Source organism: Stenotrophomonas sp. 89682_Sma (genome assembly GCF_056481405.1).
In genome coordinates, this window is sequence record NZ_CM151147.1 from 3,711,992 (window position 1) to 3,736,919 (window position 24,928).

Here is a 24,928-nt window from a genome sequence, read left to right on the forward strand (position 1 = left end):
GTCAGCTGCTTTCACCCAGCGACTGCACCGGCTGCTTCTGCAGCGACAACAACCCCAGCAGCAACGCCAGTGCCACGTAGGCACCAGCGAACTGCCAGCTGATGATGCGCGCCAGGCCGTCCAGGTCCCACGGCAGGTAGATGCCGCCGCGCGGGTCCACCGAGTGGATCAGGCCGAACAGGGTCAGCAGCGCCGCCACCAGCAGGAAGCCACAGGCGCGACGCAGGCGGCCGTCGACCATCGCCGCCACCGCCGAGATCCACAGCATCGAGGTGATGATGAAGCCATTGCCGAGGGTGAAGATCACCGCCAGCTCCGGCAGGCCATGCCCGTCGAGCTTGGTCAGCAACTGCGGCAGTTGGTCCGGTGCAATCCAGCCGGGTGCCTTGATCGCCAGCAGGTAGGCCACCGACGGCAGGAAGCCGAACACCATCGCGCCGGTATGGTGACGCGGCGTGGCCTGGAACGCCTGCGTGGTGATGTCGATGGCCACGTACACGATGATCGGTGCCAGCACTGCCAACGGCAGCCATTGCACCAGCCCGGAGATGATGCCGAGCATGCCCCCGATGCCGACGAACAGGCCGGTCAGCAGCGTATAGCCGCTGCGCGCGCCCATGTGCTTGTACGCCGGCTGGCCGATGTACGGCGTGGTCTGCGCAACGCCGCCGCAGACACCGGCCACCAGCGTCGCCACCGCTTCCACCAGCAGGATGTCGCGGGTGCGGTAGTCATCGCCGGCCGCACGTGCGCTCTCTGACACGTTGATGCCACCGACCACCATCAGCAGGCCGAACGGCAGCAGCAGCGGCAGGTAGGTCATCGCCGTGGGCAGGCCCTCAAGGAAGCCCAGCGTCGGCAGCGGCAGCACCACCTGCGGCGGCACCCACTCCGGCACGTGGAAGCCCGGCGCGCCCAACCCGGCCAGGCCGAGGCCGTAATACAGCACGGTGCCGAACACGAAGGCCAGCAGCACACCCGGGCCACGCACCGGCAGCCTGCCCTTGGCGATCAATACATACAGCAGCAGGCCCAGCGTGGTGAAGCCGACCAGCGGCGAGCGCAGCGTTTCCAGCAGCGGCAGCAGGCCCATCAGCACCAGCGCGATGCCGGCAATGGAGCCCAGCAGCGCGGCACGCGGCAGCGCGCGGGTGACCGCTTCGCCGAAGAACGACAGCACGAACTTGAGCACGCCCATGATGACCAGCGCGGCCATGCCCAGTTGCCACGTGGCGATTCCCGCCGCATGCGGGTCCAGGCCCTGCTGCTTGAAGGCGATGAAGGCCGGGCCGAGCACCAGCAGCGCCATGCCGATGCTGGTCGGTGCATCCAGGCCGAGCGGCATGGCGGTGACATCATCGCGGCCGGTACGCGCGGCCAGCCGGCGTGCCATCAGGGTGTACAGCAGGTTGCCGACCAGCACGCCGAAGGCGGTGCCGGGGAACATGCGGCCGAACACTACATCGGCGGGGAACTGGAAGATCCCGACCAGCGCCATGGCGATGAAGCCGAGAATGGAGAGGTTGTCGACGACCAGGCCGAAGAAACCGTTGAAGTCACCGGCGACGAACCAGCGACGTGGTGCGGCGGAAGCGGGAGCGGACATGGAAGGGGTGGTGGGGGTGGGGACCGCCGATGGTAGGCCCAGCGGGGCCGGCGCGCCAATTCCGTCGTGGAAAGATGGGTTCCAGCCAACGGCGGGGCCCCTCGTGGCTGGGCGCAAATCGCAAATTCCTGGGCTGGCCCGGGCGGGTGGGCGTCGCGGGGGACGCCGTGAACCCATCCTTGGGGGCTTGGCCGCGGCATCCATGCCGCGGACACCCCCGCGACGCCCACCCGCCCGGCCCCTGACAGTTTCCTGCGTGTGCCAGCCACGGAAGAGAATCAAAAGATCAAAAGCAAAAGCAGGCTCTCGTTGTAGCGCCGAGACCATGCTCGGCTGCCATACGCGAAGCCTCTGAGCCGAGCATGGCTCGGCTCTACAGAAGATCATTCCGATCATTCTTTCGTTCATCCACGCATGGCGTGGATCTACCGTGTCGACCAAGGTCGACACCCATCAGGCACCGGCCATGCCATTCCGACAGATCGCAGGAATCTGTCGAAGGCGGGGTGGGTCCGGTTGCGGGGGTGTCCGCGGCATGGATGCCGCGGCCAAGCCCCCAGGGACGGGTTTACGGCGTCCCCCGCAACCGGACCCACCCCGCCATCCCTCAGGAAACCCGCTTCTGCTCTGGCTCTGGCTCGTAGCGGGTGCAGGGCGCAGCCCTGCATCGACCATCCCCTCACTTCTTCAGGAAGTTGTCCACCAGCAGATGCTTCACGTCGTCGAATCGGCCGTTCAATACCGCCTTGGCGGCATACAGCGCCGTCCCGGCCACCTGCTTGGCCTCGATCTGCGGCGGCATCACCAGCTCGGCGCGGCTGGTGTGTACGTCCAGCAACGCCGGGCCGCGCTGCGCCAGGAAATCCTGTACAGCCTCTTCCAGATCCTCGCTGCGCGTCACCGTGCGGCCGTGGAAGCCGATCACTTCGGCAAGGCGGCCAAAATCCGGGTTCTTCAGGTCGGTGTAGTTGTCCAGCAGCCCTTCCACCTTCTGCTCCAGCTCGACGAAGTTCAGCGAACCGTTGTTGAACACCACCACCTTGATCGGCAGATTTTCCTGCACTGCGGTCAGCAGATCGCCCAGCAGCATCGCCAGGCCTCCGTCGCCGGACAGCGAGATCACTTGGCGGCCCGGGAACGCCTTCTGCAGGCCCAGTGCCTGCGGCATCGCATTGGCCATCGTGCCGTGCAGCAGGCTGGTCAGCGTGCGGCGGCGGCCGTTGACGCGGATATGCCGCAGCACCCAGACCATCGGCGAGCCGCCGTCGGCGGTGAACAGTGCATCGTCGGTCGCATACTTGGACAGCAATGCGGTCAGGTGCTGCGGATGGATAAGCTCACCCTCACCCGGCTGTTCTTCCTGTTCGCGCTTCTTCAGCGCCTTGTCGCGACGTTCGACGCACTCATCGAGGAACGCGCTGTCGTCGCGCGGCGGCAGCATCGGCAGCAGCGCATCCAGCGTCGGTGCGATATCGCCGACCACGCCGAGGTTCACCGGGTGGCGGCGGCCGAGGTGGCTGCCATCGCGATCGACCTGGATGATTGTGGCCTTGTCCGGGTAGAACTGGCCCCAGGCGAAGTCGGCGCCGAGCAGCAGCAGCGTGTCGCACTCCATCAGCGTGTGGAAGCCAGATTCGATGCCGAAGATGCCGGTCATGCCCATGTTGTACGGGTTGTCCGGCTCGACGAAATCCTTGGCGCGCGAGGTGTGCGCGACCGGCGCCTGCAGACGCCGGGCCAGTTCCAGCAGCTGCGCGTGCGCACCCTGGCAGCCGGCACCGGCATAGACGCCGATGCGCTTGCCCTGCCCAAGCAGCTCGGCGATGCGCTGCAGTTCGGCGTCGGAAGGGCGCAGCACCGGCTGGGTGTAGTGCACCGAGAACGGCACATCGTGCTTCACCTCGGCCTGGCTGATGTCGGCCGGCAGGATCACCACCGCCACGCCGCGGCGGCTGATCGCGGCCTGGCAGGCCAGTGTGACCACGCGGCGTGCCTGTTCGGCGCTGTGCACCTGCTCGCAGAACACCGAACAACTGGCGTACACCGCCTTGAAGTCCACTTCCTGCGGGAATTCCATGCCCAGTTCGCTGGTCACCACCTGGCTGGCGATCAGCACCATCGGCGCGCGGTTGCGGTTGCTCTCGAACACACCGTTGATGAAGTGCAGGCTGCCGGGCCCGCAGGAGCCGGCGCAGGCGGTCAGTTCGCCGCTCACCAGCGAATCGGCGCCGGCAGCGAACGCTGCCACTTCTTCATGCCGCACGTGCACCCAGGCGATCTCACTGCCATGCATCGCATCGGTCACATGGTTGAGCGTATCGCCCACGATGCCGTAGCAACGGCGGACACCGGCCTGCTGCAGGGCGTCCACCACGATTTCGGCCACGCGCTTGCTCATCGGATACATCCTCGAACGGGGGAACGTCCGAGGCTAGACCCGGTGAAGTGATGCCCCCGTGGGCAAGTTGCGCATCGCCTCGATGTGCAAACTGCGGGTAGACATCTCGTCAATCATTGACGTTGATCCAACCCTCCACCACGCCCTGCTTCGGGTTGCGGTAGCGCAGCCTCACCCAGCCGTCCTGTTCATCCAGCATTTCCACGCGATCGCCCTGCACCAGGTAGCGCTTGGTGCTCGATGCACCGGGGCGATCGAACAGGAACACGCGTGCTGGCACCACGGTAGCCTGCTGGCCACGCAGCGGCCCGTCGGGCCGTGCGCCCAGGCCATCGGCGATGGCCGTCTCCAACACGCGGCCATCGGCATCGTAGGTGCGCCAGACCGCCAGCGGGCCCTGCTCGTCGGTCTGTTCCCACTGCAGCGTGGCGCTCACCGTATCGCCCAGCATCAGCACATTCTCGCTGCGGTAAAGGTAGAGCTTCGCGCCTGCAAACCGGTACTGGTCGGTGTAGCACATCGGGCCGCTGCGACAACTGCTGGTGAGGGTGTGGGTGGCAATGTCCACGCTCAGCCCCATCAGGTCACCGCAACTATCCTTGCCGTGGGTGTCGGCCTGCAGCGCGCGGAAACCTGCACTGGCCGGATCGAAGCGGTACACCGCCACCGCTTCGTTGACCATGCCCACCGATGCACGCGCGACCAGCTCCGGGTAGCCATCGAAATCGACGTCCTCCAGACCCCACTGCGAATTGCCGTCGGCATCCGCCGCGCCCGCCAGCACCTGGCGCTTGCCTGACGGCGACAGCTGTACCGCGATGCTGCCATCCTGCTGGGGATCGGCGTGCGCCTGCACGTGAGCGGCCACCTGGAACCGCAGCGTTTCGCCGTCGTCGCTACTTGCCTGCGCCGACGGTGCCAGCACTCCCGCCAGCACCAGGCCCAGCACGCATTCCCTGCAATTCATCATTGCTCCCTGCGGCACCGCGGCGGCACCTTCAACTCAGAACGATACCTCGACCGGCTGCCGCGACCACAGCACCGATTGATGCTTGGTCTGCTGCTTCCACGCCAGGCGGATCGCTTCGATGTCGGCGCGGCGCTGCTGGGTGTCCTCGTGCAGCACCACCAACACCTTGGTGCGCAGGCGGTTGGGCGAGGCATCACCGCGGAACAGCCATTGGCCATAGGCATCGAACACGGTCAGGCCATCCGGGAAGCGCGGGGTCACTTCCTTGTCCAGGAAGGTGCGCCACTGCGCCTCGCTGATGGTATCGGCCTGCGGGCGGTTGCCGGCGCCCTGCTCCTCGCCCACGCCGAAGTACAGCTCGCTGCGCACCCAGCCGTGGCCGTCGGACGGGCGTGCGGCATCGCCCTTCAGTTCGGCGGTGGTGGCCGTGGCATAGGCGCTGGGCGCCTGCGAGGACAGGCTGGCACAGCCGCTGGTGGCCAGCAGCACGGCAAAGACGAGGCCAAGGTGTTTCATCGGTACAGCTCCGGGGAAGGGGGACAGGGCGAGCCGGCAGCGTACAGCGCCACCGGCCCGGCGTGATGATGCCCACAGGGCATCAGCTCATGCCGGACCGGCAGGGGCTTGCATCGGCACCGGCCATCACGCGAAGATAATATATCGCTTCATCCGGATGGATGTAAGTGAAACTATCTCCCCTTCCCCGCCGTCGTTGTTGCTGGAGCCCCCATGTCCGCCCACCTGCCCGCGTCGCCGCTCGGCCTCGCCATCGCCCTCGCGCTTTCCTCCGCCGCCGTCCCGGCCCTGGCCCAGGACGCCACCAGCCTGGACACGGTGATCGTCACCGGCACCCGCGCCGCCGACCGCACCGTGCTTGAATCCACCTCGCCGGTGGACGTGCTCACCGCCGAGGACATCCGCAAGGCCGGCGTGGTCAACGGTGAACTGGGCAGCGCGCTGCAGGCACTGCTGCCGTCGTTCAACTTCCCGCGCCAGTCCAACTCCGGCGGTGCCGACCATGTGCGCGCCGCGCAGCTGCGTGGCCTGTCGCCGGACCAGGTGCTGGTGCTGGTCAATGGCAAGCGCCGCCACCACACCGCGCTGGTCAACACCGACAGCAAGATCGGCAAGGGCACCACCCCGGTCGACTTCAACTCGATTCCGGTCAGTGCAATCAAGCGCATCGAAGTGCTGCGCGATGGCGCCGGTGCGCTGTACGGCTCTGACGCGGTCGCCGGCGTCATCAACGTGATCCTCGACAACGGCGGCGACGGTGGCGAGATCGAAGCCAGCTACGGTGCCAACCACACCGACCTCAAGCCGATCGGCCGCACCCTCACCGACGGCCAGACCGGCAACATCAGTGCCAAGGTCGGCACCTCGCTGGGCGAGGACGGTGGCTTCCTGCGCGTCGGCCTGGAATACAAGCACCGCAACGGCACCAACCGCGCCGGCTTCGACCAGATTCCGCCGTGGGACCAGACTCCAGGCAACCTGGCGCTGCAGGGCAAGCGCAACTACGTGCTGGGCGATGGCAAGAGCAAGGACATCAACCTGTGGCTGAACACCGAGATCCCGGTCGGCCAGACCTCGACGTTCTACGCGTTCGGCACCTTCAACCAGCGTGACACCGAAGGCGCGAACTACTTCCGCTACCCCGACGGCGATGCCAACTGGAAGCAGGTCTATCCGAACGGTTACCGGCCGATCTCCGAAGGCGAGAACCGAGACGTGCAGGCCGTGGCCGGCGTGCGCGGCCAGTGGGGCGAGTGGAGCTACGACGGCAGCCTGGATTATGGCCAGAACGACTTCACCTACCGCCTGCGCGATTCGCTCAATGCCTCGCTCGGCCCGACCAGCCCGACCCGCTTCAAGACCGCCGATTACGAGTACGCACAGACCGTGGGCAACCTCGACCTGAGCCGCGTGTTCACCCAGAGCGAGAGCATCAGCCACACCCTGGGCCTGGGTGTGGAAGCGCGCCACGAGCGCTACCAGACCCGCCCAGGTGACCCGGCCAGCTACGCGGCCGGCCCGTTCACCGATCGCCCGACCGGTTCGCAGGCCGGTGGCGGCCTGACCCCGCAGGATGCAGCCACCCTGTCGCGCGATGTGGCCAGCGCCTATGCCAGCCTGTCCAGCCAGTTCGGCGAGAAGTTCTCCACCGATCTGGCCGCGCGCTACGAGCACAACGATGACTTCGGCGGCGAACTGACCGGCAAGCTCGGCCTGCGCTATGAATTCACCCCGGCGTTCGCACTGCGCGGTGCCATCTCCAACAATTTCCGTGCGCCGTCGCTGGCACAGATCGGTTACGAATCCACCTCCACCGGCTACAACGCTGGCGGCCAGCTGGTGCAGGGCCGCCTGCTGTCGGTCAACAATCCGATCGCGCGTGGCCTCGGCGCACGTGACCTGAAGCCGGAGAAGTCGCTGAACACCTCGCTCGGTTTCACCAGCCGCATCGGCGAGCATTTCGACCTGTCGCTGGACTTCTTCCAGATCGACATCGACGACCGCATCGCGCTGTCGGAGAGCATCACCGGTGATGCGCTCACCGATTACGTGGCGGCGAACTACGGCGTCAGCGGCCTGCAGAGCGCCAGCTTCTTCGTCAACGCCGCCGATACCCGCACCCGTGGCGCCGAGCTGGTGAGCAACTGGCGCCAGTCGCTGGGCGATGGCCAGCTGCTGCTGACCGGCACCTACGCCTACACCAAGACCACGCTGAAGAACGTGCTGGCCACGCCGGCACAGCTGCGCGCGCTGAACCCGGACTACGTGCTGTTCGGCATCGAAGAGACCAACACGCTTACCGATGCCACGCCGCGCACGCGCGGCAGTTTCTCGGCCGCATGGAGCAACGACCGCTGGTCGCTGAGTACCCGCGTGAACCGCTATGGCAGCGCCACCCGCGTGTTCAACTTCGGTGACGGCTACATTCCGCGCCAGACCTACCAGGCCGAATGGCAGCTGGATGCGGAGGTCGAGTACCGCATCACTCCGCGCTGGAGCGTGGCCATCGGTGGCCAGAACCTGACCGACAACTACCCGGATCGATCCAACAGCGATATTCACTACTTCGGCAACCTGCCGTATGACGTGCTGTCGCCGATCGGCAGCAACGGCGCGTACTACTACGGCCGCGTCCGCTATACGTTCTGATTCGCAGAATAGACCCGGTAGAGCCGGCGGCGTAGAGTCGCCGGGTCCAGGGCCGGCAGGTCAGTGAACTGTCGCCCTGCCTCGACCTGCCCTACACGCCCACGCTGGCAAGGTGAGGGCATGGCTGAACCGCTCCCCCTGCGTCCGCCACCGCCCTTGCTGGACGACGCCTGTGCGTTGTTCCTCGATGTCGATGGCACCCTGATCGAATTCGCTGCACGCCCGGATGCCGTGCAGCTGCTGCCGGATGTGCGCGAAGCCATCGGCCGCATCAGCGACCGCCTGGAAGGTGCCGTGGCACTGGTCAGTGGTCGCCCGCTTGAACAGCTGGATCAACTGTTCGCTCCCCTGCAACTGCCTGCCGCCGGCCTGCACGGCCATGAACTGCGTGGCCAGGATGGTCGTGTGCTGCGTGACGAACACGATGACGACACCGCCGAGTGGCTGCACGCACTGCACCAGCAGGCGATGCGCTTCGCCCACGGCCATCCCGGCGTGCTGGTGGAAGACAAGGGCGTCGGCCTGGCCCTGCACTGGCGCGGCGCGCCGCATGCCGCCAGCGATGTCCGCGCCTTCGCCGACCGCCACGTGCGTGGCCGTGCCAGCTACCGCCTGCAACCTGGCGACCATGTGGTCGAGTTCGTGCCTGTCGGCACCGACAAGGGCCGTGCCGTGCGCCGGATGATGCAGTACCTGCCCTTCCGCGGCCGCCTGCCGGTATTCCTCGGTGACGACCTCACCGATGAATTCGGCTTCGACGCCGCCAACGTCCAGCATGGCTGGAGCGTACTGGTGGGCGAGCGCGAACCCAGTGCGGCAGTGTTCGCGCTGCCCGACATACGCAGCGTGCACGCCTGGCTGCGTGAGAATGCCTATTGACCCGGCCACCCCACGGCCGCAACCGAGATGTACCGCGTGATGACCCAACCCGATCTTGATCTGGGCGTGGTCGGCAACGGCAGCTTCGGCGCCCTGGTCGACAAACGTGCCCGCGTTGTCTGGAGCTGCCTGCCCACCTTCGACGGCGACCCCACCTTCTGCGCCCTGCTCGGCCCCAACCAGCAGACCGGTGGCGACTTCGCCATCGAGCTGGAGGACTTTGCCGACAGCGAGCAGGAGTACCTCACCAACACCGCGATCCTGCGCACCGTGCTGCGTGACACGCAGGGCGGCGCACTGGAAATCCTCGATTTCGCCCCGCGCTGGCGCCAGAACGACCGTTTCTACCGTCCGGTCAGCCTGATCCGCCAAGTCCGCCCACTGGCCGGCAGCCCACGTATCACCGTGCGTGCGCGCCCACTGGCCGACTGGGGCGCGCGTGTGCCCGAGTCCACCTGGGGCAGCAACCACGTGCGCTGGATCCTGCCCGAGCACGTGCTGCGGCTGACCACCGACGTGCCGGTACGGTTCGTGCGCGATGGCCTGCCGTTCGTGCTCAACCATCCCATCCACCTGATCCTCGGCGTGGACGAATCGCTCAACCGCTCCATCAGCGGCTATGTGCAGGAAGCCTTCCAGCGCACCCGCGATTACTGGCGTGAGTGGGTGCGCTACCTGTCCATTCCGCTGGAATGGCAGGACGCGGTCATCCGCAGTGCGATCACGTTGAAGCTGTGCCAGTACGAGGACAGCGGCGCGATCATCGCGGCAATGACCACCTCCATTCCGGAAGCGCCCGGCAGTGTGCGCAACTGGGACTACCGCTACTGCTGGCTGCGCGATGCCGCCTTCGTCGTGCGTGCGCTGAACCGGCTTGGCGCCACCCGTACGATGGAGCAGTTCCTCGGCTACATCTTCAACCTGGCCACCACCGATGGCACGCTGCAGCCGCTGTATGGCATCGGCTTCGAGGCCAAGCTGGACGAGAACGAAGTCCCCAGCCTGTCCGGCTATCGCGGGATGGGCCCGGTGCGTCGCGGCAACCTGGCCTGGGTGCAGCGCCAGCACGATGTCTACGGCAGCGTGGTGCTGGCCTCCACGCAGCTGTTCTTCGACCGTCGCCTGCAGGACCCGGGGGATGCGCACACCTTTGCCCGCCTGGAACCCTTGGGCGAACAGGCATTCGCCCTGCACGACGTACCCGATGCCGGTCTGTGGGAGTTCCGCGGGCGTACCGAGGTGCACACCTACACCAGTGCGATGTGCTGGGCGGCCTGCGACCGCCTGTGCAAGATCGCCGTACGCCTGAAGCGCGACGACCGTGCGCACTATTGGCGCGAGCGCGCCGACACCATCCACGCACGCATCATGGCCGAATCCTGGAGCGAGGAGCTGGGCCACTTCACCGATACCTTCGGTGGCCATCGGCTGGATGCCTCGCTGCTGCTGTTGGCCGACATCGGCTTCATCGACGCGATGGACGCGCGCTTCATCGCCACCGTGGAGGCCATCGGCCGAGACCTCAAGCATGGCAATTCGCTGTACCGCTATGTCGCACCGGATGACTTCGGCGAGCCTGAAACCAGCTTCACCATCTGCACTTTCTGGTACATCGATGCCCTGGCGGCGATCGGGCGCATGGACGAAGCACGCGGGATGTTCGAGCTGCTGCTGAAGCAGCGCAACCATCTGGGCCTGCTGTCGGAGGATCTGGCCTTCGACAGCGGCGAGGCCTGGGGCAATTTCCCGCAGACCTATTCGCACGTCGGCCTGATCACCGCCGCAATGCGCCTGTCGCGGTCCTGGCAGGAGGCATCGTGAGTCGTCTGGTCGTGGTTTCAAACCGTGTGGCCGTGCCCGGCGAGAACCGTGCCGGTGGCCTGGCGGTGGGCCTGCTGGCTGCCCTGAAGGAACGCGGCGGCATGTGGTTCGGCTGGAGTGGCAAGAGCGTGCGCGATGGCAGCGGCACGCTGCACACGCAGAAAGACGGCGACATCGAGTTCGTCACGCTGGATCTGAGCAAGCGCGAGGTGGATGGCTACTACAACGGCTTCGCCAACCGCACCTTGTGGCCGTTGCTGCACTTCCGCCTGGATCTGGTCGACTACGACCGCGGCACCCGCGAGACCTACCACAAGGTCAACGCGCTGTTCGCCGACAAGCTCGCGCCGCTGCTGCGCGAGGACGACATCGTCTGGATCCACGACTACCACCTGATCCCGCTGGGTGCGCTGCTGCGCGAGCGTGGCATCGGCTGCCGCATCGGCTTCTTCCTGCACATCCCGATGCCCTCGGCCGACCTGCTGCAGGCCATGCCCGACCACCTGCGGCTGTTCTCCGCGCTGTATGCCTACGATCTGGTCGGCTTCCAGACCCAGCGCGACGCCGATCGCTTCCAGACCTACCTGCGCCTGTTCGGTGGCGGCCGCGTACTCGACAATGGCGAACTGGAAGCGCCAGGTGGACGCCGCTTCCGCGCGGCCGCGTTCCCGATCGGTATCGACACCGAGCTGATCGCGCGACAGGCCGGTACCGCCGCGACCAAGGCCGCGGTGAAGAATCTGCGCGCCAGCCTGCGCGACCGCCAACTGGCCATCGGCGTGGATCGCCTGGACTATTCCAAGGGCCTGCCCGAGCGCTTCCTTGGCTTCGAGCGCTATCTGGAGCGCCATCCCGACCAGCGGGGTTCGCTGACGTACCTGCAGATCGCTCCGGTCTCGCGCGGTGATGTCACCGAGTACCGTCAACTGCGCAGCCAGCTGGAACAGATCGCCGGCCACATCAACGGTGGCCACGCCGAACCGGACTGGACACCGCTGCGCTACGTCAACCAGAACTTCACCCACGCCACGCTTACCGGCTTCTACCGGGCGGCGGCAGTGGGACTGGTGACCCCGCTGCGTGATGGCATGAACCTGGTGGCCAAGGAATACGTGGCCTCGCAGGACCCGGACGATCCCGGCGTACTGGTGTTGTCGCTGCTGGCCGGGGCCGCCGACGAGCTGAAGCAGGCGCTGCTGGTGAACCCGCACGATCTGGACGGCGTGGCCGATGCCATCGCCACGGCCGCGACGATGTCGCTGAGCAGGCGCAAGGAGCGCTGGCACGCGATGATGGAGCACCTGCGCACCTACGACATCAACCACTGGCGCCGCAGCTACCTGGACGCGCTGGAAGGTTGAAGCACGCGTTCCTGTAGAGCCGAGCCATGCTCAGCTGCTATTGGCAGGAGAAAAAGCAACTCGAGCATGGCTCGACTCTACAGAAGACAGGCGATCAATCCAGGAACCGCGCGGCCTGCTCCGGGGCAGGCAGATGGCAGGCATCATGCCGACCGAACCAGCGGTAGCGGTTGCGTGCCAGCGCGCGGTACGCCGCATCACGCCAGCCGCGCGGCACCATCCGCAGCACGCCGCTCAGGCGCCAGGCGCCGCCCAGCCCGGCCAGCACGCGCAGGATCGCATCGGTATCGGTCCAGGCGCCCTGTGCGTCCAGCAGCAGGAACGATGCCGGGTCCTGCGGATCCAAGCCATGCGAACGCAGCAGCGCACTGCCCCGCTCGCCCTGCATCGCTGCAAAACGATAGCGTCCCGTGCGGTCGAAACGCAGCAGGAAGCGCACCCAGCCGTTGCAGAGCGCGCAGACACCATCGAACACGATCACCGCGCGGCCGGTCTCGGTGGCAACCTCACTGCGGTTCGAGCCAGCCTTCATAGCGGATCAGGGCTCCGGCCCAGGGCAAGGTCACATCGACCAGGAAAGTGTAGCGCTGGCCGTGCCACGCTTCACGGCAGCGCACGCCACCGAACCAGCGTGTTGGCAGCGGCAGCAGGCCCAATGCCCAGACCCGCCGCACCGTCCAGTCGATGCCGCCATCGCGGGCCTGCAGGCCGAACGCGAAACGCACTGCACCCAGCTGCTCGTGCAGATGCCCTTCGTGCTCCCACAACCGGGACACCATCGGCCAGCGTCCGAAGCGTCGCGCCCATTGCTCGCCCTGCCCGTGCGCGCTGAACGCTACCTCGGTCGGCAGCGCATCGCCGTTGTTCGGCAACCGTGCCACTGCGGCCAGCAACGGCACCAGCCAGTGCCGTCCCCGCACGATCCGCGCCTGCCCTGCATAACGGCAGGGCAGCGGCGCGGCATGCAGCGCCTGCACAGGCGCGGCCAGGGTGGCGAAGGCCGGCCCCAGCACCCGTGCGAACAGGGGCGTGCTCAGGGAGCGATCCAGGCCAGCGTCGCCATGCGTCCGGTACGACGATCGCGCCGGTGCGAGTACAGGTCCGGATCGGCCATGGTCGAGACCGTGCCGCCGTATACCTGCGCCGGGTCCATGCCCGCGGCCTGCAGGCGCTGCCGCGCCAGCGCGAACAGGTCCACTTTCCAGTGGCCTGCGCGGGTGGCCACGAACGCCGCCTCAGCGGCCGGATCATGCCCGACGAAAGCGTGGTAGACCTCTTCGCCGATCTCGTAATCGGCCGGTCCGGCAGCCGGTCCCAGCCATGCGCGCAACTGCCCGGGAGGCGTCTGCATGGCGGCCACGGTGGCCTCCAGCATGCCGTCGGCCAGGCCACGCCAGCCTGCGTGGGCCGCGCCCACCTCACTGCCATCGGCAGCGGCGAACACCACCGGCAGGCAGTCGGCGGTCAGGATCGCCAGCACCACGCCCGACACCGAGGTCACCGCGGCATCGGCCACCGGCTCGGCGGCACCCGGTACCGGCGGCGCGCTGAAGCGCAGCACGGTGCTGCTGTGCACCTGGCGCAGCCAGTGCGGGGCCGACGGCAGCGCCAACCCCTGCTGCAGCAGCTGGCGGTTGTGCTCCACGTTGGCGGGGGTATCACCATCGGCCGCGTGCCGGTTGCCCAGGTTGAACTGCGCGAACGGCGCCGGCGAGATGCCCGCGCCATGCCGGCGCGTGGTCAGCGCATGGACGCCCGCAGGCGCCACCCAATCGGCCCACAGCAACGGCAGCGCGGCGTCCATTACCAGCGGTCCCGCTCGCGCGCGGCGAAGGCTTCGCTGTCTTCGCGCAGCACCTTCATCAGGTGCAGCATGTCGTCCGGCACCGGCGCGGTGTTGCGCACCAGCTCACCAGTGATCGGGTGCGTGAACTCCAGGGTCTCGGCGTGCAGGGCCTGGCGCTTGAAGCCACGCAGCGCGGCCACCAGCTCATCGCTGGCCCCCTTGGGCAGCTTCAGCGCACCGCCGTACAGCGGGTCACCGATGATCGGATGGCGCACATGCGCCATGTGCACGCGGATCTGGTGGGTACGGCCGGTTTCCAGGCGGCACTCCAGCGCGGTGTGCGCACGGAAGCGCTCGCGCAGGCGGTAGTGGGTGATCGCTTCCTTGCCGTCCTCGCGCACCGCCATCTTCAGGCGGTCGCGCGGGTGGCGGTCGATCGGGGCATCGGCGGTACCGCCGGCCACCAGCGCACCCATCACGATGGCCAGGTACTGGCGGTGCACGTCGCGTGCGGCCAGCTGCTCGACCAGCGCGGTCTGCGCTTCCAGGGTCTTGGCCACCACCATCACGCCACTGGTGTCCTTGTCCAGGCGGTGCACGATGCCCGCGCGCGGCAGCACCGCCACCGACGGGTCGCGGAACAGCAGGGCGTTGACCAGGGTGCCGCTGTGGTTGCCCGCGCCCGGGTGCACCACCAGGCCGACCGGCTTGTTGATCACCAGCAGGTGCTCGTCCTCGAACAGCACGTCCAGCGGGATGTCCTCCGGCTGGGCGTCGGTCTGGGTTTCCAGCACCACGTTGAGGGTCACCACCTCGCCACCGCGCAGCGGATCGCGCGGGCGCACCTGGGCGCCGTCCAGCAGGACCTCCCCGGCCTTGATCCACTCGGTCAGGCGCGAACGCGAGTATTCGGGGAACAGTTCGGCCACCACGGCGTCGAAACGGCGGCCGGCAGCGGTGTCGGGGACGATGGCCTGGCGGGCCGATTCAGAGGGTTGTTCAGACATGGCAGGGGGCATTCTTTGAAATTTTGGGGTCCCGGCGGCCGGTTTCAGTCGCTGGACAGGACACTAGGCTATCATCGACCCTTCGTATTCCAGCCGCGTCCCGCCTCGACCTCATGATCCGACGCTCCTCCATGCTCTCCGCGCCCGTCCGCCTCACCGCCCTGCTGCTGGTGCTGGTCATCGCCGCCACCGGCTGCCACCGTGGCGCCAAGAAGGGCGATCGCCCCGATGAAGGGACGCCGGTCGAACAGTTGTACGAGAAGAGCCACAAGCTGATGCAGGGTGGCAACTGGAGCGGGGCTGAAACCAGCTTCCGCCGCCTCGTGGCCCAGTATCCGTACGGCCCGTATACCGAACAGGCGATGATCGAAACCGCCTACGCGCAGTACAAGGCCGGCAAGCACGACGATGCGGTGTCCAGCATCGACCGCTTCATCCGTACCTACCCGACCCACCGCAACATCGCGTACCTGTACTACCTGCGCGGCCTGGCCAACTCCAACCGCAGTACGGTTTTCCTGCGCCGCGTATGGTCGCTGGACGCCAGCCGCCGCGACCTGTCCACGCCGCACCAGGCGTATTCGGACTTCAACATCGTGGTCGACCGCTACCCGAACAGCCGCTACGCCGCCGATGCGCGCCAGCGCATGCTGGAGCTGCGTGACGTGTTCGCCCAGCACGAGCTGGACAACGCCCTGTACTACATGCGCCGCGGCGCCTGGGTCTCGGCCGCCGGCCGCGCCAACTACCTGCTGGAAACCTATCCGCAGAGCGCGTTCCAGTACGACGCCGTCGCCGTCCTGGCCGATTCCTACACCCACCTGGGCAACAAGACCCTGGCCGACGACGCCCGCCGCGTCCTGCAGCTGAACCAGCCGGACCACCCGTGGCTGGAAGGCAAGTGGCCGAAGTACCCGTGGATGATCCGCAAGCTGAACCCGTTCGCCGGCGAGAAGTCCGCCAGCACCGGCCAGCGCAACGCGCGACTGGAAAAGAAGTAAAAGAAGGCCCCGAAAGGGGCCTTTTCTTTGTCGGCAGATCCACGCCATGCGTGGAGGGTTCGTGCGCCCATGGACCACGACACTAGGAATTCTACGAATCCCCGGCGGATGCGACGCCGGTCCCAATCGGCGTAGGTGAGGCCCTCCACACTGCGGCGCAACGGCCATCCCGGCCGTGAAGGAGCGCCCATGGCCCCACCACCCCGTCGTTTCCGCCCCCTCGCCTGCCTCCTCGCCACTGCCCTGCTGGCGCTGTCCTCGGGCCCCGTGGCGGCTGCCTCACCCGCACCGGGCGATCTGCTGTCTGCTGCACCCTATCGCGCGCCATGGGTGCCGTCCAAGGCCGCGCAGACCTACAAGCTGCACTACCGCACTCCGGATCATCGCGGCCAGCTGGCCGAAGGCACCGGCCTGCTGTACCTGCCCGCCGGCGCGGCGCCCATCGGGGGCTGGCCGGTGGTGTCGTGGGCGCATGGCACCCAGGGCATCGCCGATCGCTGCGCGCCCTCGGTATCGGGCCCCTACCAGCCCGAACGCGACGGGCGCTTCCTCGACCAGTTCCTGGCCCAGGGCTATGCCGTGGTCGCTGCCGACTACCAGGGGCTCGGCAGCCCCGGCGACCACGCCTACCTGCACGTCCGCACGGCCGCGCGCAACGCGATCGACCTGGTCAAGGCCAGCCGCCAGTACCTTGGCGGGTCAACGCTGTCACCGCGCTGGGTCTCGGTCGGCCACTCACAGGGTGGCGCCGCAGCCCTCACCGCCGGGCATCTGGCCGCTGCCTATGGCGGCCCTTCCCTGCACTACCGCGGCAGTTTCACCACCGGCACCCCCACCGCAGTCGAGCTGACCGCCGTGGTGATGAAGCCGGACAACCGCACCGCCAATCCGGGCGCACTCAATGCCTATCACGCCTATCTGCTTGATGGCCTGCTGCAGGTCGCGCCGCAGATCGACCGCGTCCTCAGCGACACCGGCCGCGCCCGCGTGGCAGTGGCACGCGAGCAGTGCCTGGGCGAACTGGCCGCCACGCTGGACGGCGCGGATACCGGCAGCATGTTCACTGCACCGCTGACCAGCGTGCCGGGCATCTGGGCAGTGCTGTACGACTATCTCGGCGTACCGCGCCGCGGCTTCAGCCAACCGCTGATGCTGGGCCACGGCAGCGAGGACCGCGACGTGCCCTATCTGACCACCCTGCTGTATGCCGCAGGCCTGGCGCTGCGCGGCGAGCCGGTCGCGTTCCGGCGCTACCCGGTGGACCATCGCGGCACGCTGGACGCGGCGGCGGCGGATGGCCTGGCGTTTGTGCGTGCACGGCTTGAGGACGGCCACTTCAACGACGCTGCGGAAACCGCCGACCTCGAACAGCTGCTCGACGACGCCCGGTAGATCCACGCCATGCATGGATGCGCGGGATACGGGTTGCCGGCCAGCGGCCGGCACTACCGGAGGCAGTCGATCCACGCGTGGATGCACGGCGCATCGGGTTGCCGGCCAGCCGCCGGCACTACCTGCCAACGGCTGCCTCAGCCTTTGTAGCCATTGCTGATCGGGTAACGACGCTCGCGACCGAAAGCGCGGCGCGACACCTTCGGGCCTGGCGCGGCCTGGTGCCGCTTCCACTCGCTGATGCGCACCAGGCGCAGCACGCGGTCGACCACGGCCGCGTCATAACCGGCGGCAACGATCTCCGTGCGCGACTGCTCCTGGTCGATGTAGCGGTACAGGATGCCGTCCAGCACGTCATAGGCCGGCAGCGAGTCCTGGTCCAGCTGGTTCTCGCGCAGTTCGGCCGACGGCGGGCGGCTGATCACCGCCGGCGGGATCACCGGCGCGCCGCCCACGGTATTGCGCCACTTGGACAGGCCGAACACCTCGGTCTTGTACAGGTCCTTCAACGGCGCATAGCCACCGCACATGTCGCCATAGATGGTGGCGTAGCCGACGGCGTACTCGCTCTTGTTGCCGGTGGTCAGCAGCAGGCCACCGAACTTGTTGGCCAGTGCCATCAGGATCACGCCACGGCTGCGCGACTGCAGGTTCTCCTCGGTCACGTCCGGCGCAGTACCTTCGAACATCGGCGCCAGCGATTCCATCAGGCCCTTGAACGCCGGCTCGATCGAGACCGCTTCCAGCTTCACGCCCAGTGCCTGGCACTGCTCGGCGGCCAGGTCGTTGGACATGCCGGCGGTGTAGCGCGACGGCAGGCGCACCGCGGTGACGTTCTCAGCGCCGAGCGCGTCGACCGCCAGCGCCAGTACCAGCGCCGAATCGATGCCACCGGACAGGCCCAGCCAGACCTTCTTGAAACCGTTCTTGCGGCAGTAGTCCTGGATGCCACGGGTCACCGCGCGCCAGGCCAGCGCGTCCATGCTCTCGTCGCCATCGTCCATCCACACGTGCGGCATGAAGCGGCGCGTTTGGCCGTCGTACTCCACCACCAGCCACTGGTCGACGAAGGCGGCGGCGGCGGGATGCACCGTGCCGTCACCATCGGCCACCACCGAGGCGCCATCAAACACCAGCGCATCCTGCCCACCAACCACATTGAGATAGGCAATCGCTGCCCCGCTCTCGCGGGTGCGGGCGGCCAGCACCGCATCGCGCTGGGCGTGCTTGCCGCGCTCGTACGGCGAGGCATTGGGTACCACCACCAGCTGCGCGCCGGCGCGCACGGTGTCGGCCAGCGGCTCGGCGAACCACAGGTCCTCGCAGATCAGCAAACCCACCGGAATGCCGTTGACCTCGAACACGCAGCTGCCACCGTCCGGATCAACATCGAAGTAGCGGCGTTCGTCGAACACGGCGTAATTGGGCAGCTCACGCTTGCGGTAGGTCTGCTCGACCAGGCCATCGCGCAGCACGCTGGCGGCGTTGTAGACCACCGCGCCAGCCGCCTGCGGCCAGCCGACCACCGCGGTGATGCCGCGGCAGGCAGCAGCGATACGGCCCATCGCCTGCTCGCATTCGAACAGGAAGCCGGGACGCAGCAGCAGGTCCTCCGGCGGATAACCGCTCACCGCCAGCTCGGGGAACATCACCAGCTCGGCGCCATACTCGTCGCGCGCCTGGCCGATCATCTCGATGATGCGCTCGGTGTTGCCGGCGACATCGCCGACCGGGAAATCGAACTGCGCCATCGCGATGCGGATCGAAGCCATGGGAATCCAGCCTGTGGTTGCAATTGCATCATTCTAGGCCTTTGGACACGGACCGGTCAGGCCCGATGCATGCGATCGGTCCGCCCCGGGTCGCGCAGACCTGGACCTCATTTCCCTGCCGGCCAGGCCCTGCCATCGCCTGCTCGAATGTCCGTACTGGGGGCTATTGATTTTCGCCTTCATCAGTAGCACTCTCCCATTCACGAAAAATTCATGGTGACCACCTTCGACGGCTCAGATCACCGCGCTAGCTGATTCAAAAAGGAATTTGGACGTTGTGTCCAGATTGGCCGGCTCACTCGGTCCGGCTATTGATAGCTGTATCCAATTGGAATGGAGAATCAGGATGAGTTCTATGGCATTGGATGTCGCAGGCTTTGAAGCTGGGATGCTGCAGAGGGCCGAAGACGCAACGTCGATTGGCACCGCATTTGAAGTGGTGAGGAATGGTGCGGTAGCACTGTTCTGCTCGGACTGTTGCGGCAGCAACGGCAATGACTGCGTGCCGGAAATCGAGCCGGGCATCAACTGACGCAGATCGAGGGCGAAGGCGGTTGCCTTCGCCCTCGTCATTATCGAGAGCACATTCCATGGATGGATTCAACGCACCGGAGGAGTTCGAGCGGAGCCTCCATGCCTATGCAGGCAGCAACCACGCTGGCACCAACGCTCTTGCGCTGGTCCTGCCATCCACGCGCGCAGTCTTGACCAGAAGCAGACAGCTCGCAGATGCGGGGCGCCTACGCGTTGTGTGCAACGAGAACAGCCTTGGGTTGAGCGCAAGCGGCATGGTGCGGCTGGCGCAGTCCGGCCAGCGACCAGCACTCGTCATTTTCTCGGACCAGCTTGTCTCAGCACACGAAGCAACCCTGCTGATTCGGACCTCGCGCGATGACATCTATGTTTCGCCGCTCGAAATGATCCTCAATCAACGCTACGGCTATGCACTGTCGTTCTGGGGCATACAGGGCTATTCCACGATCGAGGCCCATTCGGCCGACAGCGGCGCGATCCTGCACGGGATCATCGACCATCTTCACCAGTGCAGCAGCCTGGGGGATCAATGGTTGCTGCGCGAGCAACAGTCACTGCGCAGGCCGGCGATCAGGACATACAACGCGCGCAGAAAGATCAGGATGTTCCGCTCCGCACTGCTGGCACAGTACCAACCCGACAGTATCGATGCTGAACTCGACGCCTTGATGGAAGCGATCGATACGCTTGAAGGCGATGTCGTTGATCGACAGGAAATGCTCGCATGCTGATTCCGCAACTGCTGACTCAACTTGCCCGTCCCTTGCGCCGCCTTGATCGGCGGATTGCTTGGATCGAGTCGATCATCAAGACCCCTCTGACCGACGACGACGAGCACTACCTGCGTGTTGCCTGCGCCGAATCGGGAAACACGAGATTTGGCGAATACTACTACTGGTACCTGCAGAAGCTGTTCGTTGCCAATGTTCTGCGGCGTGGGAACCGGACCGAGTTCCTGTCCCTGCTCAGTCGCGCCGACCGAACGGACTACAGCGCATTCGATGAACTGGCACGCACGCCGCGCGGGCTTCTGATCGCAGTGCCGCACCATGCCCACTACATTCTGTCGATCATCATGCTGGCGGAGCGTTTACGGCACGAGCGGAAAACCTTCCTGTTCTATGGAAACCCGGAAACCCATCCAGGCAACGAAATCTTCGACAGGCTCAACGGTTGGTTCTGGAACGAGGACAACGGTGTTGGTTTCGTCCATGACACCCGCAAAGGCCTGGCAACAGCCATCCGTGAACTGAGGGCAGGCGCAGCCGTCTTCATCCTGCCGGACGTTTTCAAGGACGAGAACGCCACGTACCCCATCAGCTTCTGCAAGCGCTCGATGAGCATCATGCTCGGCACCGCCGCATTGTCCCGCAGAACCGATGCGCTGATCGTCCCGATGATCTCCACCCCCGTCACGTCGGGCCTGGGCTTCAGGAGCGTTTTCGCACCGACGTGCGCTGAGCCGGCACCTGCAGCACAGGGCCAGTCCGAACGCAGGCTGCTTGCAGACGATTACCGCGTCATGCGCGGGCTCTTCGCCTTCTACGAACACCACATGCAGCACCAGCTGATCTACTGGCAGAACGTGCGGCAACACATCGCCCAGAACGGCCCTCACCTGGAGGTGCCGAGGTCCGATGTGGCGCGCGTGGCCGGGCTGCTGGCCCGCGACCCCGACATGCTCGCCCCTACCGCAGTAATTGACCTGAGAAGAGACGCAACGGCACCCACATGCTGAAACAGAAATCACGTCTTGTGCTCCTCATTGCATTGGCGCTTCCCGCGGCGGGCATCAACTGTGCCGCCGCAGCAGATGCCACCGAGCCCCCATTGCGCACCCTTGATACCGTCGTGGTGTCCGGGGTGGCACCGGGTCCCGGACTCTGGAGAGTCTCGCGTGGCGAGCACACACTCTGGATCCTGGGCACGCTCAAGCCGGTGCCATCCTCGATCACATGGGATTCGGCAGCGGTGCGAGAGGTGATTGCCGAGGCTCAGGCCGTGCTGTGGGAGCCATCCTTCACCGTAGACGTCGACACCGGCTGGCTCGGCAAGCTGTCGCTTGGCTACAGCTACATGAAGGCACAGAACAATCCTGGCAATGCGCAACTCAAAGACATCCTGGCACCGGATGTATACGCGCGCTGGCAGAATCTGCGCGACAAGTACCTCGCTGGCCGCAGCAACCTCGAAGGCAAGCGCCCGCTTGCCGCGGCGGACGAGCTGATGTCGGCGGTGATGGCCCAGCGAGGCCTGAGCAGCAAGGGGGTGGTCGCTCCCGTCATCGTCGCCGAAGTGAAGGCGCGCGGCATCGGACTGCACACTCCTCGATATACGCTCAAGCTCTCGCGCCAGAACGCCGCGCAGATGCTCAAGGCAGTCAGGTCAACGTCGATCGACGACAGCGCCTGCCTGGTGGCAACCATGGATCTTGTCGAATCCGGCATGGATCGCCTGGTAACCAACGCAAATGCATGGTCTACGGGCGAGACCGCCCGGATCGACGTATCCCTGACCTCGAAACGGGATGAACTATGCACGGACTCGCTCAGCAGCGCGCCCGCAGCCCGTGCTTTTGGCATGCCCGACATCCGCACGGTCGTAAGGGAGGAATGGCTTGCGGCCGCAGACAAGGCACTGCAGGCCAACACGACGACGCTCGCGGTGCTTCCCATCGCCGACCTGTCCGGCAACGACGGATACATCGATGCGCTGCGCCAGCGCGGATACGAGGTCGAGTCTCCTTGAACACGCTCCCGCAGTGACCGACCGATGTCGCCTCGAGTGGAACGACTATCGGCGCTTTTCCTGGCATCGGCAGCGCAACTCGCCTTGCTGATCCTGCTGTGCCAGGTCGCCGGCAGGTCACCTGTGAGCGTGGGGGATGATGAAACGAGGGTATCGCTCGTGTTCATCGAGCGCCCTCCCGCGCGGGCGCCTGTTCCCGCTGCTATGCCCCGGGCATCGGGAGGGCCCGGCAGGACTGCTGGCCCGGCGCTGCCAGTTGCATCTGCGGCGCCCCGCAGGCCCACGCTGGACGTGGTCGATGAAGCACCTGGACCTGCGATGGCTGTTGCCCCCGCACCGCTCGACCTTGCCATTCGTCCAGATGATATCTCGTTCAAGCGCCCCTCCCTGACAAGACCGACCCAGGCCGCTTTTCCGGCGCGCGAGCCCACATTGCAGGTGAGCGTCGAAGACAACTCATGGATGGGAAGGTATGCACGCATGGGGCGGAGGATGGCGTGCGCAGAACTGCGGCAGGCGCTTGCATCAAACCCCGGCAGTGCCGAGGCCATCATCAGGACGATGGAGCAGCGCAAGTGCATGAACTAGCCATCGCCATGGTGCTTCCTCCAGTAACTGGAACTGACAGGAGCGCCGGGTGTGAATAAATCCCTCGAGAAGGCCATGCCGGTGGCACGCACGCTCCGGCTGCTGGCGAGTCTTTCGCGCAACCACCTGCCACTCCTGGCGGGTGCATTGACCAGCATCGTGGTTGCAACCACGTTCGCCCTCGCCGTTCCCATCGCCGCACGGGGCAACCGCGGCCTGGACCTGAACAGCCTGGAGAAGATCGACAACATCTTCCTGACACTTGCCTTGATCTCAGTGGCGATTGGCGTGGCCACGGCAATGCGGGTCTACTTCATCAATCGCCTCGCTGACGAAGTAACCAATGACCTGCGGGGGCAGCTGTTCTCACGATTGCTCGTCCAGCCGCTGGAATTCCATCAGCAGCAGCCTTCAACGGAACTGCTTTCACGATTGACCTCGGATATCGAGCACCTGCGGATAGCCATCGGGGTCAGCTTCTCAGTGGCAATACGCAGCGGAATCATGCTGGCCGGTGCGGTCACCATGTTGTTCATTACCGACCCTGGTCTGGCGCTGCTGACGATCGCCGCCATCCCGTTTGCATCGGTTCCCATCGCCGTGGGCTCCAAGCACCTGCGGGCCAGCGCGCGCGACTACAATGATCTGCTTGCGCAATCGCGCGTCGTTGCGGCGGAAGCGCTGGGCCATATCAGGGCGGTGAAAGATTTCGCCCGCGAACCCTTCGAGACAGAGCGCCATGCGGCGACGCTCGATGCCAGCGTCAGCGGAGCTCGTCGGCGCACGACCTGGCAGTCTTTACTGACGGCATTGTCATTGATCGTGATGCTGCTGGGCATCACCGCTGTGCTATGGACAGGCACCCACAAGGTCATGGACCGGACGCTCTCGGCGGGCCAGCTGGGACAGTTCGCCATGTATGCCGTGATGTGCGGCATGGCCGCCGCCGCGCTTCTGGACACATGGGGCGCGCTGCAGCGCTCCGCCGGAGCGACTGATCGCATCACCGCATTTGGTGACCTGCCACACCATGAGGCGCAGGAAACCAGGCGGGTGCAGGCTTTGCAGGGATGCATCCGATTCGAGAATGTCGATTTCTGGTATGCCGCTGCGCCCGACAGGCCCGTCCTGCGACGCTTGAACCTGGACATTGCGAAGGGGGAAAAGGTCGCCATCGTGGGCGCATCCGGCGCGGGCAAGAGTACGCTGCTGTCGCTGCTTCTGCGCCTGCATCCCGTGCGGGCGGGCGCCATCTTCATCGACGGCCACGATATCTCCACGTTCCAGCCGGCAAGCATCCGCAACGCCATCGGCACGATCTCGCAGGCGCCGGCGATTTTCGGCCGATCCGTGCTTGAGAACATCCGATACGGCAAGCTCGACGCTACCGACGAGGATGTCAGGAACGCAGCAGTGTCTTCAGGCGCAGATGCCTTCATCAATGAATTGCCCGCTGGCTACGATGAGCCCTTGGGCGAACGCGGGGCCCGATTGTCAGGCGGCCAGCAGCAACGGGTAGCCATTGCGCGCGCGCTGTTGAAGCGGGCCGATATCCTGCTGCTCGACGAGCCGACATCGGCGCTCGATTCACACGCCGAACAGGCGGTACATGACCATGTTTTCAGAACGGGCACGGGGCCGACCACACTCATCGTCGCACACCGGTTGCAGACCATTCTTGCCGCCGATCGAATCGTACTCATCGATGAAGGTGCGGTCGCCGCCACCGGGTCGCACGAAGAACTGCTGATCCGCAGCGCTCGATACCGCGACCTGATCAGGCCGCAGATGCAGGCCATGGTCGAATAATGGCCACCGTAGCGGGCCACCCGCAGAACAGGAAAGGCCGCCCGGAGGCGGCCTTTCTGTTTCAAGCAGCCGGCCAGCGGCCGGCTCTACA

The 24,928-nt window shown here is 66.2% G+C and carries 21 protein-coding genes; 12 read left to right on the top strand and 9 right to left on the bottom strand.

Going from position 1 to position 24,928, the window contains the following annotated elements; all coding sequences use genetic code 11:
* Window position 1: 1 nt before the first annotated feature.
* The 4 genes from ACZK29_RS17200 to ACZK29_RS17215 all read right to left on the bottom strand — a co-directional run bounded on the left by ACZK29_RS17200 (window position 2) and on the right by ACZK29_RS17215 (window position 5,490).
* Window positions 2-1,606, bottom strand: a complete 1,605-nt coding sequence (locus ACZK29_RS17200; RefSeq protein ID WP_164147578.1) for a SulP family inorganic anion transporter — start codon at window positions 1,604-1,606, stop codon at window positions 2-4.
* A 679-nt stretch (window positions 1,607-2,285) separates the two neighbouring features.
* Window positions 2,286-4,004 (bottom strand): thiamine pyrophosphate-dependent enzyme, encoded by a 1,719-nt coding sequence (locus tag ACZK29_RS17205; protein ID WP_478446288.1) that lies wholly within the window; start codon window positions 4,002-4,004, stop codon window positions 2,286-2,288.
* A 109-nt stretch (window positions 4,005-4,113) separates the two neighbouring features.
* On the bottom strand, window positions 4,114-4,971 hold the full coding sequence (locus ACZK29_RS17210) for an SH3 domain-containing protein (RefSeq protein WP_478446289.1): 858 nt from the start codon (window positions 4,969-4,971) through the stop codon (window positions 4,114-4,116).
* 36 nt (window positions 4,972-5,007) lie between these two features.
* A complete protein-coding gene (locus tag ACZK29_RS17215) occupies window positions 5,008-5,490 on the bottom strand; it encodes a DUF3574 domain-containing protein (RefSeq protein ID WP_111204588.1) in 483 nt (160 codons plus the stop codon).
* Between the two features lie 213 nt (window positions 5,491-5,703).
* Between ACZK29_RS17215 and ACZK29_RS17220 the strand changes: the two genes are divergently transcribed.
* The 4 genes from ACZK29_RS17220 (at window position 5,704) to otsA (ending at window position 12,200) form a co-directional block, all read left to right on the top strand.
* Window positions 5,704-8,139, top strand: a complete 2,436-nt coding sequence (locus tag ACZK29_RS17220; RefSeq protein WP_111204587.1) for a TonB-dependent receptor plug domain-containing protein — start codon at window positions 5,704-5,706, stop codon at window positions 8,137-8,139.
* Window positions 8,140-8,259: 120 nt separating this feature from the next.
* Window positions 8,260-9,018 carry a trehalose-phosphatase gene (otsB, locus tag ACZK29_RS17225; RefSeq protein ID WP_111204586.1) on the top strand — a complete coding sequence of 253 codons (759 nt, stop codon included), beginning with the start codon at window positions 8,260-8,262 and terminating at the stop codon, window positions 9,016-9,018.
* Window positions 9,019-9,057: 39 nt separating this feature from the next.
* Window positions 9,058-10,839, top strand: a complete 1,782-nt coding sequence (locus tag ACZK29_RS17230) for a glycoside hydrolase family 15 protein (RefSeq protein WP_164146911.1) — start codon at window positions 9,058-9,060, stop codon at window positions 10,837-10,839.
* Window positions 10,836-12,200 carry an alpha,alpha-trehalose-phosphate synthase (UDP-forming) gene (gene otsA, locus ACZK29_RS17235; protein ID WP_106549578.1) on the top strand — a complete coding sequence of 455 codons (1,365 nt, stop codon included), beginning with the start codon at window positions 10,836-10,838 and terminating at the stop codon, window positions 12,198-12,200. The genes ACZK29_RS17230 and otsA overlap by 4 nt, the downstream gene beginning before the upstream one ends.
* A gap of 94 nt (window positions 12,201-12,294) precedes the next feature.
* Here the strand turns inward: otsA and ACZK29_RS17240 are convergent, their stop codons facing one another.
* From ACZK29_RS17240 to rluD, 4 genes are read right to left on the bottom strand one after another with little or no spacing between them, the layout of a single operon-like run.
* A complete protein-coding gene (locus ACZK29_RS17240) occupies window positions 12,295-12,732 on the bottom strand; it encodes a thiol-disulfide oxidoreductase DCC family protein (RefSeq protein ID WP_111204585.1) in 438 nt (145 codons plus the stop codon).
* A complete protein-coding gene (locus ACZK29_RS17245; RefSeq protein WP_111204584.1) occupies window positions 12,707-13,213 on the bottom strand; it encodes a DUF4166 domain-containing protein in 507 nt (168 codons plus the stop codon). The genes ACZK29_RS17240 and ACZK29_RS17245 overlap by 26 nt, the downstream gene beginning before the upstream one ends.
* Window positions 13,214-13,233: 20 nt before the next feature.
* Complete coding sequence (pgeF, locus tag ACZK29_RS17250; RefSeq protein ID WP_111204583.1) at window positions 13,234-14,004, bottom strand: peptidoglycan editing factor PgeF; 771 nt, start codon at window positions 14,002-14,004, stop codon at window positions 13,234-13,236.
* Complete coding sequence (gene rluD / locus ACZK29_RS17255) at window positions 14,004-14,993, bottom strand: 23S rRNA pseudouridine(1911/1915/1917) synthase RluD (RefSeq protein WP_080398596.1); 990 nt, start codon at window positions 14,991-14,993, stop codon at window positions 14,004-14,006. The genes pgeF and rluD overlap by 1 nt, the downstream gene beginning before the upstream one ends.
* 113 nt (window positions 14,994-15,106) lie before the next feature.
* Here rluD and ACZK29_RS17260 point away from each other — a divergent pair, with 113 nt between their 5' ends.
* Together ACZK29_RS17260 and ACZK29_RS17265 are read left to right on the top strand one after the other, a co-directional pair.
* Window positions 15,107-15,994, top strand: a complete 888-nt coding sequence (locus ACZK29_RS17260) for an outer membrane protein assembly factor BamD (RefSeq protein ID WP_024956778.1) — start codon at window positions 15,107-15,109, stop codon at window positions 15,992-15,994.
* Window positions 15,995-16,183: 189 nt separating this feature from the next.
* Complete coding sequence (locus tag ACZK29_RS17265) at window positions 16,184-17,386, top strand: alpha/beta hydrolase family protein (RefSeq protein WP_111204582.1); 1,203 nt, start codon at window positions 16,184-16,186, stop codon at window positions 17,384-17,386.
* A 137-nt stretch (window positions 17,387-17,523) separates the two neighbouring features.
* Here the strand turns inward: ACZK29_RS17265 and ACZK29_RS17270 are convergent, their stop codons facing one another.
* A complete protein-coding gene (locus ACZK29_RS17270) occupies window positions 17,524-19,158 on the bottom strand; it encodes an NAD+ synthase (protein ID WP_111204581.1) in 1,635 nt (544 codons plus the stop codon).
* 355 nt (window positions 19,159-19,513) lie between these two features.
* On the opposite strand from ACZK29_RS17270, the gene ACZK29_RS17275 reads away from it, so the two are divergent.
* The 6 genes from ACZK29_RS17275 to ACZK29_RS17300 all read left to right on the top strand — a co-directional run bounded on the left by ACZK29_RS17275 (window position 19,514) and on the right by ACZK29_RS17300 (window position 24,837).
* A complete protein-coding gene (locus ACZK29_RS17275) occupies window positions 19,514-19,690 on the top strand; it encodes a hypothetical protein (RefSeq protein ID WP_164146912.1) in 177 nt (58 codons plus the stop codon).
* A gap of 58 nt (window positions 19,691-19,748) precedes the next feature.
* Complete coding sequence (locus tag ACZK29_RS17280) at window positions 19,749-20,423, top strand: hypothetical protein (protein WP_111204580.1); 675 nt, start codon at window positions 19,749-19,751, stop codon at window positions 20,421-20,423.
* The gene (locus ACZK29_RS17285; RefSeq protein WP_111204579.1) at window positions 20,417-21,430 is read left to right on the top strand and encodes a lysophospholipid acyltransferase family protein; all 1,014 of its coding nucleotides are present in this window, start codon (window positions 20,417-20,419) and stop codon (window positions 21,428-21,430) included. The genes ACZK29_RS17280 and ACZK29_RS17285 overlap by 7 nt, the downstream gene beginning before the upstream one ends.
* Complete coding sequence (locus ACZK29_RS17290) at window positions 21,424-22,440, top strand: TraB/GumN family protein (protein ID WP_478446290.1); 1,017 nt, start codon at window positions 21,424-21,426, stop codon at window positions 22,438-22,440. The genes ACZK29_RS17285 and ACZK29_RS17290 overlap by 7 nt, the downstream gene beginning before the upstream one ends.
* A gap of 318 nt (window positions 22,441-22,758) precedes the next feature.
* The gene (locus ACZK29_RS17295; RefSeq protein WP_049447475.1) at window positions 22,759-23,028 is read left to right on the top strand and encodes a hypothetical protein; all 270 of its coding nucleotides are present in this window, start codon (window positions 22,759-22,761) and stop codon (window positions 23,026-23,028) included.
* Window positions 23,029-23,079: 51 nt separating this feature from the next.
* A complete protein-coding gene (locus tag ACZK29_RS17300; RefSeq protein ID WP_164146913.1) occupies window positions 23,080-24,837 on the top strand; it encodes an ABC transporter ATP-binding protein in 1,758 nt (585 codons plus the stop codon).
* Window positions 24,838-24,928 lie beyond the last annotated feature (91 nt).

Coding starts and splice junctions, on each gene's coding strand:
- ACZK29_RS17270 (WP_111204581.1), bottom strand. CDS start 19,158: ATGGCTTCGATCCGCATCGCGATGGCGCAGTTCGATTTCCCGGTCGGC.
- ACZK29_RS17265 (WP_111204582.1), top strand. CDS start 16,184: ATGGCCCCACCACCCCGTCGTTTCCGCCCCCTCGCCTGCCTCCTCGCC.
- ACZK29_RS17295 (WP_049447475.1), top strand. CDS start 22,759: ATGGCTGTTGCCCCCGCACCGCTCGACCTTGCCATTCGTCCAGATGAT.
- ACZK29_RS17200 (WP_164147578.1), bottom strand. CDS start 1,606: ATGTCCGCTCCCGCTTCCGCCGCACCACGTCGCTGGTTCGTCGCCGGT.
- ACZK29_RS17230 (WP_164146911.1), top strand. CDS start 9,058: ATGACCCAACCCGATCTTGATCTGGGCGTGGTCGGCAACGGCAGCTTC.
- ACZK29_RS17260 (WP_024956778.1), top strand. CDS start 15,107: ATGATCCGACGCTCCTCCATGCTCTCCGCGCCCGTCCGCCTCACCGCC.
- ACZK29_RS17210 (WP_478446289.1), bottom strand. CDS start 4,971: ATGAATTGCAGGGAATGCGTGCTGGGCCTGGTGCTGGCGGGAGTGCTG.
- ACZK29_RS17290 (WP_478446290.1), top strand. CDS start 21,424: ATGCTGAAACAGAAATCACGTCTTGTGCTCCTCATTGCATTGGCGCTT.
- ACZK29_RS17285 (WP_111204579.1), top strand. CDS start 20,417: ATGCTGATTCCGCAACTGCTGACTCAACTTGCCCGTCCCTTGCGCCGC.
- ACZK29_RS17205 (WP_478446288.1), bottom strand. CDS start 4,004: ATGAGCAAGCGCGTGGCCGAAATCGTGGTGGACGCCCTGCAGCAGGCC.
- ACZK29_RS17215 (WP_111204588.1), bottom strand. CDS start 5,490: ATGAAACACCTTGGCCTCGTCTTTGCCGTGCTGCTGGCCACCAGCGGC.
- pgeF (WP_111204583.1), bottom strand. CDS start 14,004: ATGGACGCCGCGCTGCCGTTGCTGTGGGCCGATTGGGTGGCGCCTGCG.
- ACZK29_RS17275 (WP_164146912.1), top strand. CDS start 19,514: ATGGCATTGGATGTCGCAGGCTTTGAAGCTGGGATGCTGCAGAGGGCC.
- ACZK29_RS17220 (WP_111204587.1), top strand. CDS start 5,704: ATGTCCGCCCACCTGCCCGCGTCGCCGCTCGGCCTCGCCATCGCCCTC.
- ACZK29_RS17240 (WP_111204585.1), bottom strand. CDS start 12,732: ATGAAGGCTGGCTCGAACCGCAGTGAGGTTGCCACCGAGACCGGCCGC.
- rluD (WP_080398596.1), bottom strand. CDS start 14,993: ATGTCTGAACAACCCTCTGAATCGGCCCGCCAGGCCATCGTCCCCGAC.
- ACZK29_RS17280 (WP_111204580.1), top strand. CDS start 19,749: ATGGATGGATTCAACGCACCGGAGGAGTTCGAGCGGAGCCTCCATGCC.
- otsB (WP_111204586.1), top strand. CDS start 8,260: ATGGCTGAACCGCTCCCCCTGCGTCCGCCACCGCCCTTGCTGGACGAC.